Genomic DNA, 17,512 nt, shown 5'->3' with positions numbered 1-17,512 from the left:
CCCGTCCGTACGGAATTCCATGCGACACGGGGTCCGACCCGAGTGGCGTACGCCACACCGCGCGGCCCGCCGGGGTGAGAGCTGCACCACGCGCTCGGGCCTTGAACTCGCGTACGCTGACGGCTCACTCGCCCGTCGATGCCGGGCCCCCGGGGGGTATAAGCCCTGGTCGGGACCCACCGAGCGCGAGAGCTTCACTGGGAGGTACGTATATGTCGCGGACGAACACGGCCCCAGCACGACCCCGTGCCGCAGCCGGCGGGGGAGCCAACCGCTGGGTCGTCCTCGTCGTCCTCTGCGTCAGCCTCCTCGTGGTCGCCCTCGACTCGACCATCCTCCACGTGGCCATCCCCTCGCTCACCGAGGACCTGCGCCCGAGCTCCACCGCCCTGCTGTGGATCGTCGACGCCTACCCGTTGATCTGCGCCTCGCTCCTGATCCTCTTCGGCACCCTGGGTGACCGGGTCGGGCGGCGCCGGGTCCTGCTCCTCGGATACGCGCTGTTCGGCATCGCCTCGGCGGTCGCCGCGCTCGCCACCGAACCCTCGGTGCTCATCGGGGCCCGGGTGCTCCTCGGCGTCGGCGGCGCGATGATCATGCCCGCCACGCTCTCCATCCTCCGGGCGGTCTTCCCCGACCGGCGCGAGCGGGCCACCGCCATCGGGATCTGGACCGCGGTCGCCGCGATAGGGGCCGCCACCGGGCCCGTGCTCGGCGGCTTCCTCGTCGAGCACTACTGGTGGGGCTCCGTCTTCCTCATCAACATCCCGCTGATGGCGCTGATCCTGCCGCTCGGCCGCCGCCTCCTCCCCGAGTCCCGCGGCGGCGCCGACGGACCCTGGGACGTCCTCGGCGCGCTCATGGCCGCGGCCGGCGTGCTCGGCTGCGTCCTCGGGGTCAAGCGCGCGGGCGCGGGCGAACCGCTCCTCGCGTTCCCCACCGCCGGGCCGCTGCTGCTCGGCGCCGGGCTCCTCTACCTCTTCGTACGGCGCCAGCGCCGGCGGCCCCATCCGCTGATCGACATGCGGCTCTTCTCCCGCGCCGCCTTCACCACCTCGGTCGGCTGCATCGTGCTCGCCATGCTGGCCCTGGTCGGCCTGCAGCTCATCGCCGTCCAGTACCTCCAGCTGGTCATCGGGCTGAGCCCGCTGGAGACGGGGCTGCGCCTGCTGCCGCTCACCTTCGCCGCCATGGCCGCCGGCGCGACCGGCTCGTACACCCTGCGCAGGATCGGGCCGCGCCGGATGGTCGGCTGGGGCTTCGTCCTCACCGCCGCCGCGGTGCTGCTGCTCACCTTCATGGGGCAGCACGACCGGCCGCTGCTGCTCACGGTGGGCTTCGTGCTGCTCGGCTTCGGCCTGCAGACCACGCTCTTCTCGGCGTACGAGTCGATGCTCAGCGAGGCGCCGCAGCGGAGCGCGGGCGCCGCCGCCTCGATCGGCGAGACCTCGTACCAGCTCGGTGCGGGCATGGGCACCGCCCTGCTCGGCAGCGTGATGAACGCGGCGTACGCCCCCGGGCTCGCCGCGATCCCGGGGGTGCCCGCGGAGGCGAGCCGGGCCGCGGCGAACTCGCTGGGGGAGGCCTATCAGGTGGCGGGCCGGCTGGGCGGGGAGGCCGGCGGAGCGCTGCACCAGGCCGCCCGGCACGCCTTCGTGAACGGGCTGCACATCACGCTCTTCGTGAGCGCGGGGCTGCTGCTGATCGGTGCGGCGATGGCACTGCGCCTGCCGCGGGTGATGGAGTGCCCGGTGGATCCGGAGGAGCCGGTGTCCGCCGGGGTGGTGGAGGGAGAGCGGCCGGTGCCGTCGCAGCCGGCACCGCCGGAGCGGGACGGGGCCGTGCCCGGCCGGTCCGTGCCGGTGCCGTCGAAACCGGCGGGGGAGGCGCGGGCCGCGGAGCCGTCGGAGCGCGCGAAAGCGTCCGAGCCGCGGGTGCCCGCGACCCGGGAGGCGATCGAGCCCGCCGGCTCGGGGCGTCCGGCGCACTGACCCGATCGCTCGGGGGTGCCCGGCCGGCGGACCCGCTCAGCTCTGGTTGAAGAAGCCGTCCTGCCGGCGGCGGCCCGTCTCGCCCGTGACGATCTGGGTGTCGGCGGGGGTCAGCAGGAAGACCCGCGTCGCCACGCGCTCGATCGAACCGCGCAGACCGAAGGCGAGGCCGGCGGCGAAGTCGACCACGCGCTTGGCGTCGTTCGACTCCATCGCGGTCAGGTTCACGATCACCGGGACGCCGTCCCGGAAGAGCTCGCCGATGCCGCGGGCGTCCCGGAAGCCGTCCGGGGAGACGGTCGCGATCCGGCGGCCCCGGTCCTCGGCGGTGTCGGTGGCCACCCGGACGCGGGGGTCCGTCACCCAGGCGTCGCCGCCCTCGGCACCGTCGGCGTACTCGTCGTCGTAGTAACGCTCGTCGTTGTCCTCGACGAGGCCCAGCCAGGCGCTCGCCTTGCGCACCGATCCCATGGACGCCTCCTTTCAGCGCGGTCACTTGTGGTTCCGCATTTCCCTATCGTCCTTCATGATGCGGATCGCGCGCCAAGTGGATAGTCGGCGCGCAGGGGATTCGTGACGGTACTGGTGCAGAACGTGAGCACCGTTTTCTGGCGATTCGTCAGGAATCATGCGGTATGCGGGGCCTGAGGGAGGGCCATGTAGCTGAAAATATGAAAGTCGTGCCGGAAGGGTGACGATGGGCGCGTACGGGTGAACGGGCCCGCTCGTTACGATGCCGCGAGGCCGCCCGGCGGTCCATAGCCAGGCGCAGATCCACGCTCCACGGGGGAGACCATGTTCGGAATCGTCAGACCCTGCACGCATCGGCTCACCGACGGGCTCAAGACCGCGTGGATGGCCCATCTCTGCGGCCTCTGCCTGGCACTTCGCGCCGACCACGGGCAGTTCGCCCGGATCGTCACCAACTACGACGGGCTGATCGTCTCGGTCCTGACGGAGGCTCAGACCGGCGTCACCGAGGCGGGCCGCCGCACGGCCGGGCCCTGTGCGCTGCGCGCCCTGCGGACCGCCCCGGTGGCCAGGGGTGAGGGCGCCCGGCTCGCCGCCGCCGTCTCCCTGGTCCTCGCCTCGGCGAAGATCCGCGACCACGTGGACGACCGGGACGGCCTGTTGGCCCGGCGGCCGGCCGCCGCCGCGGCCCGCCGTGTCGCCCGCTCCTGGGACCGGGCGGGAGCCAGGACCGGACGCGCCCTCGGCTTCGACACCGCCGTCCTCGTCGACGCCGTCGACCGCCAGACCGGCATCGAGGCCCTCGCCGGCCCCGGCACCTCCCTGCTCACCGTCACCGAACCGACCGAGACCGCCACCGCGGCCGCCTTCGCGCACACCGCCGTCCTCGCCGGCCGGCCCGGCAACGCGGAGCCGCTCGCCGAGGCGGGCCGGCTCTTCGGCCGCCTCGCCCACCTCCTCGACGCCGTCGAGGACCAGACCGCCGACGCCGAGAAGGGGGCCTGGAACCCGCTCACCGCGACCGGCACCTCCCGCGAGGAGGCCCGCCGGCTCGCCGACGACGCCCTGCACGGCATCCGCCTCGCGCTGCGGGACGCCGAGTTCGCCGACGGCAAGCTGGCGCACGTGCTGCTCGCCCACGAACTGCGCACCTCGGTCGACCGCGCCTTCGGCACGACGAGCTGCTCGCACACCGGAGCGGCGCAGGGCCAGGGCGCCCCGCACGCGCACGGCCCCGTCCCAGGGAACCCCTACGCCGCGCCGGGCGGCCCCGGCCCCGGCAACCCGTACGCCCCCGGGCCCGGCGGACCCGGAGGTCCCGGCGGGCCGCTCCCGCCCGGCCCTCCGAACCGCCGCGGGATGATCGCCGGCTGCGCGCTCTGGATCGGACTGGCCTGCACCTGCCAGATGTGCTGCGGCACCTTCGAGGACCCCTGGAGCCGCCAGCGGCGCGAAGGGCTCTGCCAGCAGTGCGACCCCGGGAGCTGCTGCGACTGCTGTGACTGCTGCAGCAACTGCTCCTCCTGCTGCGAGGGCGACGGCTGCTGCTGCGGCGACTGCAACTGCGGCTGCGACTGCTGACCTTCCGCCGGGATCCCCGCGCCGCTACTTCTTCGGCGCCGGGATCTCCGGCGGGGAGATCCGCGAGGTGGCGATGCCCGACCCGGTCACGCCCCACTTCCTCAGGATCCGGTCGTACGTGCCGTCCGCCTTCAGGCCGTTCACCGCGGCCTGGAAGGCGGGCGCGAGCGGCGTCCCCTTCTTGAAGGCGAAGCCGACGTCCAGCCGCCGGTACTCGTTGAGGAACTTCACGTTCTTCTGCTGCGTCACCGCGTACCGCACCCCGTTGATCGTGTTCATCACGACATCGCTGCGGCCCTGCTGGAGCGACATCCAGATCGCCCCGGTCTCGCTGTAGACGTTCACCTCGTACGGCTTCCTGCCCGCCTCCGCGCACCGGCCCTTGTTCTGCTCCAGGGTCCGCTCGAAGGTGGTGCCCGCGTTCACGGCCACCTTCAAGCCGCACAGCTGCGTGAGGTCGGTGACCGCCTTCAACGGGCTGTCGGCACGGCTCGCGAACCCCTGGCCGTCGTTGATGTACGTCACGAAGTCGATGGCCTTGCGCCGCTCCTCGGTCACCCCGAAGTTCCCGGTGCCGACGTCGTACTTGCCGCTGCCGAGGGCCGGCAGGATCGCCTCGAACCCGACCACCTCGCGCTTCACCTCCAGGCCGAGGGACTTCGCCACCGCCGCGGCGAAGTCGGCGTCCACCCCCACCACGGTCTTCCCGTCGGGCAGGTAGGCCGAGCTGGGCGGGGTCGCCACCGAGGCGGCGAGCGTGAAGACGCCCCGCTGCCGGACGTCCGCGGGGAGCAGCCTCGCCGCGGCCTCGTTCTTCTTCACCGCCGCCACCACGTCCTCGGTCGGAAGTCCGCCCTGCGCCGCCCCCGCGGCGCCCGGAGCGCCCGACGCGCCGGCCGGGGCCGTCGCGGGATCGCCGCCCGCGCAGGCGGTCAGGGTCAGGGCGGCGCCGGTGATCAGGGCGAAGACGAGAGCGGTGCGAGCGGTGCCGGGACGCGTGCGCGTGGTCATGGCTTGGGTCTCTCCAGGAGTTTCTCGAACGGCAGCGGGCCGATCGACTCGGGATCGGCGGACACGTCGAAGAGCGGGCGGTAGCCGCTCGCCAGATAGAGGCCCCTGGCCTCGGGCTGGCGCGGTCCGGTCGTGAGGTAGAGGCGGGAGTAGCCGCGGGCGGCGGCCTCCCGTTCGAGCACGGTGAGGACCCGGCGGGCGAGTCCGCGCCTGCGGTGCGCCGAGTGGGTCCAGATCCGCTTGAGTTCGGCGGTGTCGTCGTCGTAGCGGCGGTAGGCGCCGCCCGCTACCGGCCGGCCCTGCTCCAGCAGGAGCAGGAAGGCACCGTGCGGCGGGGTGAACTCCTCCGCCGGGTAGCGGCTCAGATCGTGCGCCGAGCCGTACCGGGTCGTGTACTCGTACGCCAGCTCGTCGAGGAGCGGGCGCGCCAGGGGGTCGGTGGTCGTGGTCCGGTGCACGGACAACGCGAAGGTCATGACGGTCCTTCAGGACGAAGGAGACGAAAGAGCCGCAGCCCTCCGGAACGAAGGAGGACGGCAGGGCGGAACGAGGGGAGGGGAGGGCTCAGGCGCCGAGAGGGCCTGGGTGTGAAGGCGCCGCGGAGGACAGCACGCGGACGGGGCGGAGCCGGACCACCGGCTCACCGAGCAGAGGGTCGGCTCAACAGGAGGAGGACCACACGCGACCGAAGTCGATGTGGGAGCGCGTGACCAGCTGCTGCGAATGCATGGCCACAGTGGAACAGGCATCCGTGCCCACGTCAACCACGATGAGACGTACGGCTCACAGTGCGGACACCCTTGACAACAGGGCCTGTTGACCGCATAGCCTCGAAGGGCGGATCGGGCTGAGGGGCTCGGTCCCGTGCTCGTCGCGTGTGAAGGCGCACCCCCGTGTTCGATCCGCCTCTGGCATCCACGGAGTCTTCGTATGTCCGCGACCCTCGTGAAAACCCCCTCGCCGGCCCCGCCGGCCGAACCACCGCCCCGCATCGTCCCCACCCGCCGCGCCGGACAGTGGGCGGCCGCCGGCCTCGTCCTCGTCCTCCTCGCGCTCGGCCTCGTCTCGGTCGTCCGCAACAAGGCCTTCCAGTGGGACGTGGTCGCCGAGTACTTCACCTCCACGTCCGTCCTGCGCGGACTCGGCCTCACCCTGTGGCTGACGGCCCTCGTCATGGTGCTCGGCTTCGTCCTCGGCACCCTGCTCGCGGTCCTGAGGCTCTCCGACAACCCGGTTCTCCGCGCGGTGAGTTGGGGCTACGTCTGGTTCTTCCGCTCCACCCCGATCCTGGTCCAGCTGCTCTTCTGGTTCAACATCGGCGCGCTCTACCCGCAGATCCTGGGCGTCAGCACCGTCAACCTCCTCGGCCCGGTGTCCGTCGCCGTCATCGGCCTCACCCTGCACGAGGCCGCCTACGCCGCCGAGGTCGTGCGCGGCGGCATCCTCTCCGTCGACCGCGGCCAGCTGGAGGCCGCCCAGTCCCTCGGTCTCGGCCGGTGGCGCCGGCTCTCCCGGATCGTGCTGCCGCAGGCCATGCGCGCGATCGTCCCGCCGGCCGGGAACATGCTGATCGGCACCCTCAAGGGCACCTCGATCGTCTCCGTGATCGCCGTCCAGGACCTGCTCTACTCGACCCAGCTCATCTACCACCGCACCTACGAGGTCATCCCGCTCCTCCTCGTCGCCACGCTCTGGTACGTCGCCGTCACCTCCGTCCTCAGCCTCGGCCAGCACTACGTGGAGCGCCACTACGCCCGCGGCACGGCGGGTGCGCGGTGAGCCCGCGCCCGTCCCTGGTGATCGTGGGAGCCGGTCCGCGGGGGACCGGCTTCCTCGAACGGCTCGCCGCCAACCTGCCCGAGCTGTACGGCGACCGCCCCCTCGACCTGCACCTCGTCGACCCGCACCCGCCCGGCCCCGGCCGGATCTGGCGCACCGCGCAGTCCCCGCTGCTCTGGATGAACTCCCGGGCCGAGGACGTCACCATGTTCACCGACGAGACCGTCGACCTGACCGGCCCCGTGCGGCCCGGACCGACGGTCGCCGAATGGGCCGGCATCGACGGCCGCAGCTTCCCCACCCGGCTCCAGCAGGGCGCCTACCTGCGCTGGGTGTTCGAGCAGGCGCGGGCCGCGCTGCCCGCCTCCGTCTCCGTCCACGAGCACCGCACCACCGCGCTGCGGATCGGCGGCCCGCGCGAGGGGCGCCAGCGGGTCTGGCTGGAGGGCTCCGCCGCGCCGCTCGCCGCCGACGCCGTGATCCTCACCGTCGGCCACCTCGACGCCGAACCCGACCCGGAGCAGCGGGCCCTCGCCGGCTTCGCCGCCCGCCACGGCCTCGTCCACCTGCCGCCCGACTTCACCGCCGACACCGACCTGTCCGCCCTGCCCGCCGGCCGGGACGTCCTCGTCCGCGGCTTCGGACTCGCCTTCGTCGACCTGATGGTGCTGCTCACCGAGGGCCGCGGCGGTCGCTACGAGGGCGAGGGCGACGCGCTGGTCTACCGGCCCTCCGGCAGGGAACCGGTGCTGCACGTCGGATCGCGCCGGGGCGTCCCGTACCACTCCAAGCTCGGCTACGCCCTCGACGGCGAACGGCCCCCGCTGCCCCGGTTCTTCGGACCCGAGCAGACCGACGCCCTGCTCCGCCGGCCCGGCCGCGTCGACTTCCGGCGCGACGTGTGGCCGCTGATCGACAAGGAGCTCGGCTGGGCCCACTACCACCGGCTCTTCTCCACCCACCCCGAGCGGACCGCGCTCGGACCCGACGACTTCGCACGGGCCTACGCCGCGGCGCCGCCGCGCAGCGCCGAGCTCGCCGCCCTCGTCGCCGCGGCCGTCCCCGACCCGGCCGACCGGCTCGACCTGGACGCCCTGGACCGCCCCCTGGACGGCATCCGCTTCGCCTCGCCGGAAGCCCTCCAGAACGGCCTGCGCGCCTACGTCGCCGACGACCTCGCGCGCCGCCACGACCCCGCCCACAGCGCCGACGCCGCCGTCTTCGCCGGACTGCTCTCCGTCTACGGACAGCTCCTCCGGCTCGGGGACCGCGTCGACACCGGCGACTGGTGGCACGGCTTCTTCAGCTACCTCGCGTCCGGGCCGCCCGGCCCCCGGCTGCGCCAGCTCCTCGCCCTCTCCCGCGCGGGCGTCGTCCGCTTCCTCGGCCCCGGCCTCACCGTGGAGGCCGACGAGGAGCGCGGGGTCTTCCGGGCCGCGTCCACCGCCGTGCCGGGGGAGTGGACCGAGGCGCGCGCCCTGGTCGAGGCCCGGCTCCCCGACCCCAGCCTCGAACGCACCGGCAGCCCGCTGCTGCGCGCCCTGCACGAGGAGGGCGCCCGCGCCACCACCAGCGGCCTCCTCGTCGTCGACCCGGTCGACGGCCGGATCCTCGAACGCGACGGGCGCCCCCACCCGCGCCGCTTCGCGCTCGGTCCGCACACCACCGCGCGGACGGACAGCGCCTTCACCCGGCCCCGCACCGGCGGGGTCGCCTTCCGGCAGAACGACGTCGCCGCGCGCGAGGCGCTGACGCTGCTGCGCGACGGGGCCTGTCGGCTCCCGGCCCCGCTGTCCGCCTGATCCCGCCGCCCTCCGGCCGCCCGACCCCCTCCCGAGGAACCGCCATGTCTCTCACCAGCGATCCGCCCGCCACCAGAGCCGTCCCCAAGGAACCGGCGGCCGCCCCCGAGCTCGTGGTCGTCCCCGTGCGGCAGCCCTGGCGCTGGGTGGCCGTCGTCGTCACCGCCGTCCTGCTCGTCCAGTTCGTCCACGGACTCGTCACCAACCCCGGCTGGGAGTGGGACGTCTTCGCCGCGTTCTTCACCACCGAGACCGTCCTCCGGGCCGTCTGGGTCACCCTCCAGCTCACCTTCTACGGCACCGCGCTCGGCTTCGCGATCGGCATCGTGCTCGCCTTCATGCGCCTGTCGGCCAGCCCCTTCCTGCGGTCCGTCGCCTTCGGCTACATCTGGGCCTTCCGCTCGATCCCGCTCATCGTCCAGCTGCTCTTCTGGTTCAACCTCGCCTACCTCTACAAGGAGCTGAGCATCGGCATCCCCTTCGGGCCGAGCTTCCTCTCCTTCGACACGATGGGCCTGGTCGGCGAGATGAGCGCCGCCGTCCTGGGGCTCGCCCTGCACCAGGCGGCCTACGCGGCGGAGATCGTCCGCGGCGGCGTACTCGCCGTGGACGAGGGCCAGTTGCAGGCCGCGGCCTCCCTCGGCATCCCGCGGCTGCGGCAGGTGCGGCGGATCGTCCTGCCGCAGGCGATGCGCTCGATCCTGCCCAACGCCGCCAACGAGATCATCTCGCTCTTCAAGGGCACCTCGATCGTCTCCGTCATGGCGATCGGCGAACTCTTCTACCAGGTCCAGGTCGTCTACGGCCGCAACGGACGGGTCGTCCCCCTCCTGATGGTCGCCACCGCCTGGTACGTCCTGCTCACCACCGCGCTCTCCGTCGTCCAGCACTACGTCGAACGCCACTACGCGAAGGGGAGCGTCCGATGAGCTCCGTCACCGCAGACCCGACCGCCGCCCCCCGGGCCGCCGACACCGCCAAGGTCGAGATCCGGGCCGTCCACAAGACCTTCGGCCCGCTCCACGTCCTGCGCGGGATCGACCTCGACGTCCGCGCCGGCGAGGTCACCGTCGTCCTCGGCCCCTCCGGCTCCGGCAAGTCCACCCTCCTGCGCACCATCAACCACCTGGAGAAGGTCGACAGCGGCACCGTCAGCGTCGACGGCACCCTCGTCGGCTACCGCCGCTCCGGCGACAAGCTCTACGAACTGCGCGAGCGCGACATCCTCAAGCAGCGCACCCGGATCGGCTTCGTCTTCCAGAACTTCCACCTGTTCCCGCACCTCACCGTCCTGGAGAACATCGTCGAGGCCCCGGTCTCGGCGCTCAAGCGCCCCCGGAAGGAAGCGGAGGCCGCGGCCCGCGGACTGCTCGCGCGCGTCGGACTGGCCGACAAGGCGGAGGCGTACCCCAAGCAGCTCTCCGGCGGACAGCAGCAGCGGGTCGCCATCGCCCGCGCGCTCGCCCTGGAACCGGGCCTGCTCCTCTTCGACGAGCCGACCTCCGCGCTCGACCCCGAGCTGGTCGGCGAGGTCCTCGACGTCATCAAGGACCTCGCGGCCTCCGGCACCACCATGATCGTCGTCACCCACGAGATCGGCTTCGCCCGCGAGGTCGCGGACACCGTGGTCTTCATGGACGAGGGCCGGATCGTCGAACAGGGGCCCCCGGCCGAGGTGCTGGACAGCCCCCGCCACGAACGCACCCGCGCCTTCCTCTCCAAGGTCCTCTGACCACACGCCCCTTCACCCACCCACCTCTTCCCTCTCAGGAGTAACGCCATGAAGACCCGTCGCACCCTCCTCACCGCCCTCGCCTCGCTCACCGCCCTCGGCGTCCTCACCGCCTGCGGCTCGGGCGACGCCGCCACCGAGACGATCAGGCCCGAGGGCGAGAAGGCCGGCAACGGCATCAACCTCAGCCCCGAGCAGAACCGCGTCCACACCCCCAAGGTCGACGCACTCGCCGCCAAGCTGCCCGAGGCCGTCCGCAAGAGAGGCACCCTGGTCCTCGGCGTCTCCGCCACGAGCAATCCGCCGCTGGCCTTCCACGCCACCGACGACAAGACGCTCATCGGCGTCGAGGTCGACCTCGCGACCCTGGTCGCCGACGCCCTCGGTCTGAAGCCCGAGTTCAACCCGGTCTCCTGGGAGAACCTCTTCGTCGGCCTCGACAGCGGCAAGTACGACGCCGTCTTCTCCAACGTCACCGTCACCGAGGAGCGCAAGGACAAGTACGACTTCGCCACCTACCGCCTGGACGACCTCGCCTTCGAGGCGAAGAAGGGCTCCGGCTGGACGGTCAAGGGCCCCGAGGACGTGGCGGGGAAGGCGATCGCCGTCGGCTCCGGCACCAACCAGGAGAAGATCCTCGTCGACTGGTCCGCGCAGAACGAGAAGGCCGGGCGCGAGCCGGTCGACATCAAGTACTACCAGAACACCTCGGACTACTACCTGGCGCTCCAGTCCGGCCGCATCGACGGCTACCTCGGCCCCAACCCCGTGGCCGCCTACCACGTGCTCTCCGCCGGACAGACCGAGATCGTCGGCAAGTTCTCCGGTGCCGGCGCCGGCCTCCAGGGCAAGATCGCGGCCACCACCAAGAAGGACAGCGGACTCGTCGCCGCCTACGCCGCCGCCATCGACCACGTCGTCGGGAACGGCACCTACGCCCAGGTCCTCAAGCGGTGGGGCCTCGACAGCGAGGCCGTGACGAAGTCGGAGATCAACCCGCCGGGGCTGCCCCGCACCAAGAACTGACCGCGCGCCGCCGTCCGCACCACGCCCTTCCGAGAGAGACCGCATGACCAGCAGCCGAACGCTCCACCTCGCCGCCGAACTCGCCCCGGGCGCCGGCGACCGGCCGGGCGGCCCGTCCGCCGTCCGCACCGCCGCACCCGCCGTCGCCGGCGCCGCCGCCCGTACGGTCGCGCTCGCCCGGCTCGCCGAGGCCGCCGGGCTCGACTTCCTCACCCACGACGACTCCTTCACCCGGCCCGGCCTCGACGCGCTCGCCGTCCTGGCCCGGGTCGCCCCCGAGACCCGCTCGGTCGGCCTCGTGCCGACCGTGACCACCACCCACACCGAGCCCTTCCACGTCCAGGCCGCCGTCGCCACCCTCGACTGGGTGAGCCGGGGCCGGGCGGGCTGGCGGATCGCGGTCTCCCCGACCGGGGCCGAGGCCCGGCTCTTCGGCCGCCGCCCGGCCCCGCCCACGGCCGAACTGTGGCAGGAGGCCGGCGAGGTCGCCGAGGTCTCCCGCAGGCTGTGGGACAGCTGGGAGGACGACGCCGAGATACGGGACACCGCGACCGGGCGGTTCGTCGACCGCAGGAAGCTCCACCACGTGAACTTCCAGGGGGCGACCTTCTCGGTCTCCGGCCCCTCGATCGTCCCCCGGCCCCCGCAGGGCAACCCGGTCACCGTCGTCGACGCCACCCGCCCCGCCGCCCGCGACACCGCCGCCCACCACGCCGACGTGGCCCTCATCAGGGCCTCCTCCGCCGAGGAGGCCGCCGCCCTGCGCGCCGAACTGCACCAGGGGGCCCGCGTCCACGGCCGGGACCCCGGACAGCTCCGCGTCCTGCTCTCGGCGACCGTCGACCTCGACGCGTACGAGGGCGGGCCCGGCGCGCTCGCCGAACTGATCGCGGGCTGGCACGGCGGCGGAGCGGTCGACGGCTTCCACCTCGTGCCCGCGGTCCCCGAGCGGGACCTGGAGCGGTTCACCGCCGGCACCGTCGCCCCGCTGCGCGACCGCGGCCTCTTCCGCACCTCCTACGAGGGCGCCACCCTCCGCGACCACCTGGGGCTCGTCCGCCCCGTCAGCCAGTACGCCACCGAAGCACCCGCGACGACGGGAGCACGCGCATGAGCACCCGCGAGGGACGCCGGCGGATGCACCTCGCCGCGCACTTCCCCGGCGTCAACTCCACCACCCTGTGGGACGATCCGCACTCCGGCTCCCAGATCGACTTCTCCTCCTTCGAGCACCTCGCCAGGACCGCGGAGCGCGGCCTCTTCGACTTCTTCTTCCTGGCGGAGGGGCTGCGGCTGCGCGAGCACAACGGACGCATCCACGACCTCGACGTGGTCGGCCGGCCCGAGTCGGTCACCGTCCTGAACGCGCTCGCCGCCGTCACCGACCGGCTCGGCCTGGCCGGCACGGTCAACGCCACCTTCAACGAGCCGTACGAACTGGCCCGGCGGCTCGCCTCGCTCGACCACCTCAGCGCGGGCCGGGCCGCCTGGAACGTCGTCACCTCCTCGGACGCCTTCACCGGGGAGAACTTCCGGCGCGGCGGCTTCCTGGACCGGGCCGACCGGTACACCCGGGCCGCCGAGTTCCTCGCCACGGCCCGGGAGCTGTGGGACTCCTGGACCCCGGAGGGCCGGCCGCGGCCCTTCGCCCACAGCGGGCCGCAGTTCGGGATCGAGGGCGAGTTCACCGTCCCGCGCTCCCCGCAGGGGCACCCGGTCGTCATCCAGGCGGGCGACTCCGCCGAGGGCCGGGAGTTCGCGGCCTCCGCCGCCGACGTGGTCTTCACCCGGCACTCCACGCTGGAGGCGGGCCGCGCGTTCTACGCCGACGTCAAGGGACGGCTCGCCCGGTACGGGAGGGAGCCCGGCGATCTGAGGATCATGCCCGGCGTGACCTACGTCCTCGGGGACACCGACGCCGAGGCGCAGGAGCGCGCCGCGGAGATCCGCCGTCGGCAGGTCTCCCCGCAGAACGCGATCCTCGCCCTGGAACAGGTCTGGGGCCGCGACCTCTCCGGCTACGACCCGGACGGGCCGCTGCCCGACGTCGACCCCGATCCCGACTCGACGCTGGTCCAGGGCCGGGTACGGGTCGCCGACCCGGTCGGGGTGGCCCGGAAGTGGCGGGCGCTCTCCGAGGCCAAGGGACTGTCGATCCGTCAGACGGTCGTCGAGTCCACGAGCCGGCAGTCCTTCGTGGGCAGCCCGGCGACGGTGGCGGCGGCCCTGGAGGAGTTCGTCGTCGCGGACGCGGCCGACGGCTTCATCCTCGTCCCGCACCTGACCCCCGGCGGGCTCGACGAGTTCGTCGACCGGGTCGTGCCGCTGCTCCAGGAGCGGGGTGTCTTCCGGACGGAGTACTCCGGCACGACGCTCCGGTCGCACCTCGGGCTTCCCGACCCCGTATGGAAGGGTTGAGCACCATGAGCACGCACCACGACAGCGGCACGGGCACGGACCCGGCAGCCGACCCGCGGCAGGAGTGGCGGCACTGGCACGAGCAGCGGGAGGCCGCGGTCTCCTCCTCGTACGGCCCGCTCTCCCTCACGGGCACCCACTGGCTCTCGGACGCCCCGGAGGGCCGCATCCCGGGCGTTCCGGGGGAGTGGCGGGAGGACGGCGACGAGGTGCTCCTCAGCGCCGCCGCCGAGGACGGGATCACCGTCGACGGCAAGCCCTTCACCGGCACGGTCCGGCTCACCGCCGATCACGGCCCGATCCACGAGTCCCGCGTCGAGTCGGCGGGCCGGCGGCTTGTCGTGCTGCGCCGCGAAGGGCTCTGGGCCGTAAGGGACTTCGACCCCGGTTCCGAGGCCCGCGCCGCCTTCCGGGGCATCGAGGCCAACCCGTACGACGAGCGCTGGGTGGTGCCCGGCGTCTTCCGCCCGTACGAGGCGACGCGGAGCGTACGGGTGGAGAACGCCGACGGCCGCGAGCGGGGCCTCGGGCTCTCCGGTGAACTGGCCTTCGAGCTGCACGGCGGTGAGCACACCCTCCAGGTGGCCGTCGAGGACGACGGCTCCCTGTGGGCCGTCTTCGCCGACGCCACCAGCGGCCGGGACAGCTACCGCTTCCGCTTCCTGCGCCCGCCGGCCCCGGCGGCGGACGGCTCGGTGACGGTCGACCTCAACCGCGCGCTGCTGCCGCCCTGCGCCTTCGCCGATCACTTCATCTGCCCGTTCCCCCCGCCGGGGAACACCCTCGACACCGCCGTCACGGCGGGCGAGCGGCGGCCGGCCGAGGGCTGACCGGCTGCGCCGAACCCTGGCCGGGGCGGCGCGCACCGCCGCCGGAAGTCCCTTTGTGAAAGCTTTCGCAAATGGACTTCCGGCCCCTCCTCTCAGGCCCTTCTCCGCCCCTTTCCGCAGGTCGCCGGGTGTCGAATGGAGACACAGGAGAAACCGGGACCCACAAAGGAGAGCCGGCCATGGAGACCGAGGAGAGGGTGGACGGACTGGTACGGGAGGCCCTCGGGGCACTCGACCGGTTCACGGAGCTCGACCAGGAACAGGTCGACCACATCGTCAAGAAGGCCTCGCTCGCCGCGCTGAGCGCCCACGGCGACCTGGCGAAGCTCGCCGTCGAGGAGACCGGCCGCGGCGTCTTCGAGGACAAGGCCGTCAAGAACCTCTTCGCCTGCGAGCACGTCACCCACTCGATGGCCGGCCTGAAGACCGCCGGAGTCATCCGCCGCGACGAGGTCGACGGCATCACCGAGATCGCCGAACCCGTCGGCGTGATCTGCGCGATGACCCCCGTCACCAACCCCACCTCGACCACGATCTTCAAGGCGCTCATCGCCCTCAAGACCCGCAACCCGATCGTCTTCGCCTTCCACCCCTCCGCCCAGCGCTGCTCGGCCGAGGCCGCCCGGATCGTCCGCGACGCCGCCGTCGCCGCCGGCGCGCCCGCCGGCTGCGTGCAGTGGATCGAGGAGCCCTCCATGGCGGCCACCGGCCTCCTGATGCACCACGAGGGCGTCTCCACCATCCTCGCCACCGGCGGGAACGCCATGGTCAAGGCCGCCTACTCGTGCGGCAAGCCGGCCCTCGGCGTCGGCGCGGGCAACGTCCCCGCGTACGTCACGAAGAGCGCGAAGCTCCCGCGGGCGATCCACGACATCGTGCTCTCCAAGGCCTTCGACCACGGCATGATCTGCGCCTCCGAGCAGGCCGTCATCCTCGACACGGAGGTGTACGAGGACGGCGTCGCCGAGTTCGAGCGCCTCGGCGGCCACGTCCTCACCGCCGCCCAGAAGACCAAGCTGGAGGAGTACGTCTTCGGCACCACCGCCCACGCCACCGACTGCGCCGGCGCGAAGCTCAACGCGGCCGTCGTCGGCCGGTCCCCCCACTGGATCGCCGCACAGGCCGGCTTCGAGGTCCCCGAGAGCACCTCGGTCCTCCTCGCCGAATGCGCCGAGGTCGGCGAGGGCGAACCCCTCACCCGCGAGAAGCTCTCCCCGATCCTCGCCGTCCTCCGCGCCGACTCCACCGAGCACGGCCTCGCGCTCTCCGCCCGCATGGTCGAGTTCCACGGCCTCGGCCACAGCGCCGCCGTCCACACCGAGGACGAGGCCCTCGCCGAGGAGTTCGGCCGCCGCGTCAAGGCGGTCAGGGTCATCGTCAACGCCCCCTCCACCTTCGGTGGCATCGGCGACGTCTACAACGCCTTCCTGCCCTCCCTCACCCTCGGCTGCGGCTCCTACGGGCACAACTCCGTCGCCGGCAACGTCACCGCGGCCGACCTGATCAACATCAAGCGGATCGGACGGCGCAACACGAGCATGCAGTGGTACAAGGTCCCGCCGAAGATCTACTTCGAGCGGGGCGCCCTCCGCTACCTCGGCGAGATGGAGGGCCTGGAGCGGGTCACGATCGTCACCGACCGGACCATGGGCGAGATCGGCCTCGTCCGGAGGGTCACCGACATCCTGAACGGCCGCCCCGAGCCGGTCACCGTCCAGGTCATCGACTCCGTCGAGCCCAACCCCGAGCTCGCCACCGTCCGGGCCGGTGCCGCCGCCATGCGGGAGTTCCGCCCGGACACCGTCATCGCCCTCGGCGGCGGGTCCCCGATGGACGCGGCGAAGATCATGTGGCTGATGTACGAGCGGCCCGAGGTCGAGTTCGCCGACACCAGGGAGAAGTTCTTCGACATCCGCAAGCGCGCCTACCGCTTCCCCAAGCTCGGCGAGAAGGCCAGGCTCGTCGCGATCCCGACCACCTCGGGCACCGGCAGCGAGGTCACCCCCTTCGCGGTGATCTCCGACCCGGAGGCGGCCCAGAAGTACCCGCTCGCCGACTACGCGCTCACCCCCGACGTCGCCGTCGTCGACCCGGAACTGCCGCTCCACCTGCCGCCCACGGTCACCGCCGACTCCGGCTTCGACGCCCTCACCCACGCCACCGAGGCCTACGTCTCCGCCTACGCGAACGACTTCACCGACGGCCAGTGCCTCCAGGCCATCAAGCTGATCTTCGAGAACCTGGAGACCTGCGTGACGAAGGGCGCCCGGGCGCCCGAGGCCCGCGAGAAGATGCACAACGCGTCCACCATCGCCGGCATGGCCTTCGCCAACGCCTTCCTCGGCCTCGTCCACGCCATGGCCCACACCCTCGGCAACACCTTCCACGTCGCCCACGGCCGCACCAACGCGCTGCTGCTCCCGCATGTGATCCGCCACAACGGCACCGTCACCCACAAGGCCGTGCCGTGGCCGAAGGCCGAGGTCTACCGGGCCCCGGAGCGCTTCCAGGAGATCGCGCGGATGCTCGGCCTGCCGGCCGCGACCCCCGAGGAGGGCGTGGAGTCCTACGCCCGGGCGGTCGAGGAGCTGCGCACCCGCTGCGGCATCCCCGCCTCCTTCCAGGAAGAGGGCGTCGACGAGGAGGCCTTCCTCGCGGCCCTGCCGCAGCAGGCGATGAACGCCTACGCCGACCAGTGCGCACCGGCGAACCCGAGGATGCCGATGATCGACGAGATGAAGGAGCTGATGACCCGGGCGTACTACGGCCGGTAGTGCGCCGCGGTACGACGGTGCCGCCCCGCGCGAGGACGCGCGGGGCGGCACCGGGGTGTACCCGGCCGGGCCCAGGGGTGGTGCGGGAGACGGGGCT

14 protein-coding genes are annotated in these 17,512 nt (G+C 72.8%); 11 read left to right on the top strand and 3 right to left on the bottom strand.

The features are described 5' to 3' along the window. Positions 1-212 precede the first annotated feature (212 nt). Positions 213-1,991, top strand: coding sequence for an MFS transporter (locus ACF09E_RS20320; RefSeq protein ID WP_392206383.1), 1,779 nt, complete (start codon positions 213-215; stop codon positions 1,989-1,991). Between the two features lie 36 nt (positions 1,992-2,027). On the opposite strand, the gene ACF09E_RS20315 is transcribed toward ACF09E_RS20320, so the two are convergent. After that, positions 2,028-2,462: a cell division protein SepF gene (locus ACF09E_RS20315; RefSeq protein WP_392206382.1), complete on the bottom strand. Its 435-nt coding sequence runs from the start codon at positions 2,460-2,462 to the stop codon at positions 2,028-2,030. A 324-nt stretch (positions 2,463-2,786) separates the two neighbouring features. Here ACF09E_RS20315 and ACF09E_RS20310 point away from each other — a divergent pair, with 324 nt between their 5' ends. Then, entirely contained in the window at positions 2,787-4,043 is a 1,257-nt protein-coding gene (locus ACF09E_RS20310) for a DUF5685 family protein (RefSeq protein WP_392206381.1), read from the top strand. A 24-nt stretch (positions 4,044-4,067) separates the two neighbouring features. On the opposite strand, the gene ACF09E_RS20305 is transcribed toward ACF09E_RS20310, so the two are convergent. Then, positions 4,068-5,054, bottom strand: a complete 987-nt coding sequence (locus tag ACF09E_RS20305) for an ABC transporter substrate-binding protein (protein WP_392206380.1) — start codon at positions 5,052-5,054, stop codon at positions 4,068-4,070. Continuing rightward, positions 5,051-5,530: a GNAT family N-acetyltransferase gene (locus tag ACF09E_RS20300; RefSeq protein WP_392206379.1), complete on the bottom strand. Its 480-nt coding sequence runs from the start codon at positions 5,528-5,530 to the stop codon at positions 5,051-5,053. The genes ACF09E_RS20305 and ACF09E_RS20300 overlap by 4 nt, the downstream gene beginning before the upstream one ends. A gap of 454 nt (positions 5,531-5,984) precedes the next feature. On the opposite strand from ACF09E_RS20300, the gene ACF09E_RS20295 reads away from it, so the two are divergent. The 9 genes from ACF09E_RS20295 to adhE all read left to right on the top strand — a co-directional run bounded on the left by ACF09E_RS20295 (position 5,985) and on the right by adhE (position 17,415). Next, complete coding sequence (locus tag ACF09E_RS20295) at positions 5,985-6,833, top strand: amino acid ABC transporter permease (RefSeq protein WP_392206378.1); 849 nt, start codon at positions 5,985-5,987, stop codon at positions 6,831-6,833. Next, complete coding sequence (locus tag ACF09E_RS20290) at positions 6,830-8,635, top strand: FAD/NAD(P)-binding protein (RefSeq protein WP_392206377.1); 1,806 nt, start codon at positions 6,830-6,832, stop codon at positions 8,633-8,635. The genes ACF09E_RS20295 and ACF09E_RS20290 overlap by 4 nt, the downstream gene beginning before the upstream one ends. Before the next feature lie 44 nt (positions 8,636-8,679). After that, positions 8,680-9,564, top strand: coding sequence for an amino acid ABC transporter permease (locus ACF09E_RS20285; RefSeq protein WP_392206376.1), 885 nt, complete (start codon positions 8,680-8,682; stop codon positions 9,562-9,564). Next, positions 9,561-10,367: an amino acid ABC transporter ATP-binding protein gene (locus ACF09E_RS20280; RefSeq protein WP_361852275.1), complete on the top strand. Its 807-nt coding sequence runs from the start codon at positions 9,561-9,563 to the stop codon at positions 10,365-10,367. Before ACF09E_RS20285 ends, ACF09E_RS20280 begins: the two co-directional genes overlap by 4 nt. Before the next feature lie 48 nt (positions 10,368-10,415). Then, a complete protein-coding gene (locus ACF09E_RS20275; RefSeq protein ID WP_392206375.1) occupies positions 10,416-11,393 on the top strand; it encodes an ABC transporter substrate-binding protein in 978 nt (325 codons plus the stop codon). Positions 11,394-11,436: 43 nt separating this feature from the next. Next, on the top strand, positions 11,437-12,507 hold the full coding sequence (locus ACF09E_RS20270) for an LLM class flavin-dependent oxidoreductase (RefSeq protein ID WP_392206374.1): 1,071 nt from the start codon (positions 11,437-11,439) through the stop codon (positions 12,505-12,507). A gap of 23 nt (positions 12,508-12,530) precedes the next feature. Next, positions 12,531-13,811, top strand: a complete 1,281-nt coding sequence (locus ACF09E_RS20265; protein ID WP_392206423.1) for an NtaA/DmoA family FMN-dependent monooxygenase — start codon at positions 12,531-12,533, stop codon at positions 13,809-13,811. Between the two features lie 5 nt (positions 13,812-13,816). Continuing rightward, a complete protein-coding gene (locus ACF09E_RS20260; protein ID WP_392206373.1) occupies positions 13,817-14,641 on the top strand; it encodes a DUF1684 domain-containing protein in 825 nt (274 codons plus the stop codon). Between the two features lie 71 nt (positions 14,642-14,712). Then, positions 14,713-17,415 (top strand): bifunctional acetaldehyde-CoA/alcohol dehydrogenase, encoded by a 2,703-nt coding sequence (gene adhE, locus ACF09E_RS20255; RefSeq protein ID WP_392206372.1) that lies wholly within the window; start codon positions 14,713-14,715, stop codon positions 17,413-17,415. The last annotated feature ends 97 nt before the right edge of the window (positions 17,416-17,512 follow it).

It is taken from the genome of Streptomyces sp. NPDC014891, assembly GCF_043081085.1.
GTDB lineage: Bacteria > Actinomycetota > Actinomycetes > Streptomycetales > Streptomycetaceae > Streptomyces.
The sequence above is the reverse complement of the archived record's forward strand: the minus strand, read 5'-3'. Positions and strand labels throughout refer to the sequence as shown.

Bases quoted from the DNA above. Each gene is read 5' to 3' on its own strand.
- adhE (WP_392206372.1), top strand. From the start codon at position 14,713: ATGGACTTCCGGCCCCTCCTCTCAGGCCCTTCTCCGCCCCTTTCCGCA.
- ACF09E_RS20315 (WP_392206382.1), bottom strand. From the start codon at position 2,462: ATGGGATCGGTGCGCAAGGCGAGCGCCTGGCTGGGCCTCGTCGAGGAC.
- ACF09E_RS20275 (WP_392206375.1), top strand. From the start codon at position 10,416: ATGAAGACCCGTCGCACCCTCCTCACCGCCCTCGCCTCGCTCACCGCC.
- ACF09E_RS20265 (WP_392206423.1), top strand. From the start codon at position 12,531: ATGCACCTCGCCGCGCACTTCCCCGGCGTCAACTCCACCACCCTGTGG.
- ACF09E_RS20300 (WP_392206379.1), bottom strand. From the start codon at position 5,530: ATGACCTTCGCGTTGTCCGTGCACCGGACCACGACCACCGACCCCCTG.
- ACF09E_RS20270 (WP_392206374.1), top strand. From the start codon at position 11,437: ATGACCAGCAGCCGAACGCTCCACCTCGCCGCCGAACTCGCCCCGGGC.
- ACF09E_RS20260 (WP_392206373.1), top strand. From the start codon at position 13,817: ATGAGCACGCACCACGACAGCGGCACGGGCACGGACCCGGCAGCCGAC.
- ACF09E_RS20305 (WP_392206380.1), bottom strand. From the start codon at position 5,054: ATGACCACGCGCACGCGTCCCGGCACCGCTCGCACCGCTCTCGTCTTC.
- ACF09E_RS20310 (WP_392206381.1), top strand. From the start codon at position 2,787: ATGTTCGGAATCGTCAGACCCTGCACGCATCGGCTCACCGACGGGCTC.
- ACF09E_RS20280 (WP_361852275.1), top strand. From the start codon at position 9,561: ATGAGCTCCGTCACCGCAGACCCGACCGCCGCCCCCCGGGCCGCCGAC.
- ACF09E_RS20285 (WP_392206376.1), top strand. From the start codon at position 8,680: ATGTCTCTCACCAGCGATCCGCCCGCCACCAGAGCCGTCCCCAAGGAA.
- ACF09E_RS20320 (WP_392206383.1), top strand. From the start codon at position 213: ATGTCGCGGACGAACACGGCCCCAGCACGACCCCGTGCCGCAGCCGGC.
- ACF09E_RS20295 (WP_392206378.1), top strand. From the start codon at position 5,985: ATGTCCGCGACCCTCGTGAAAACCCCCTCGCCGGCCCCGCCGGCCGAA.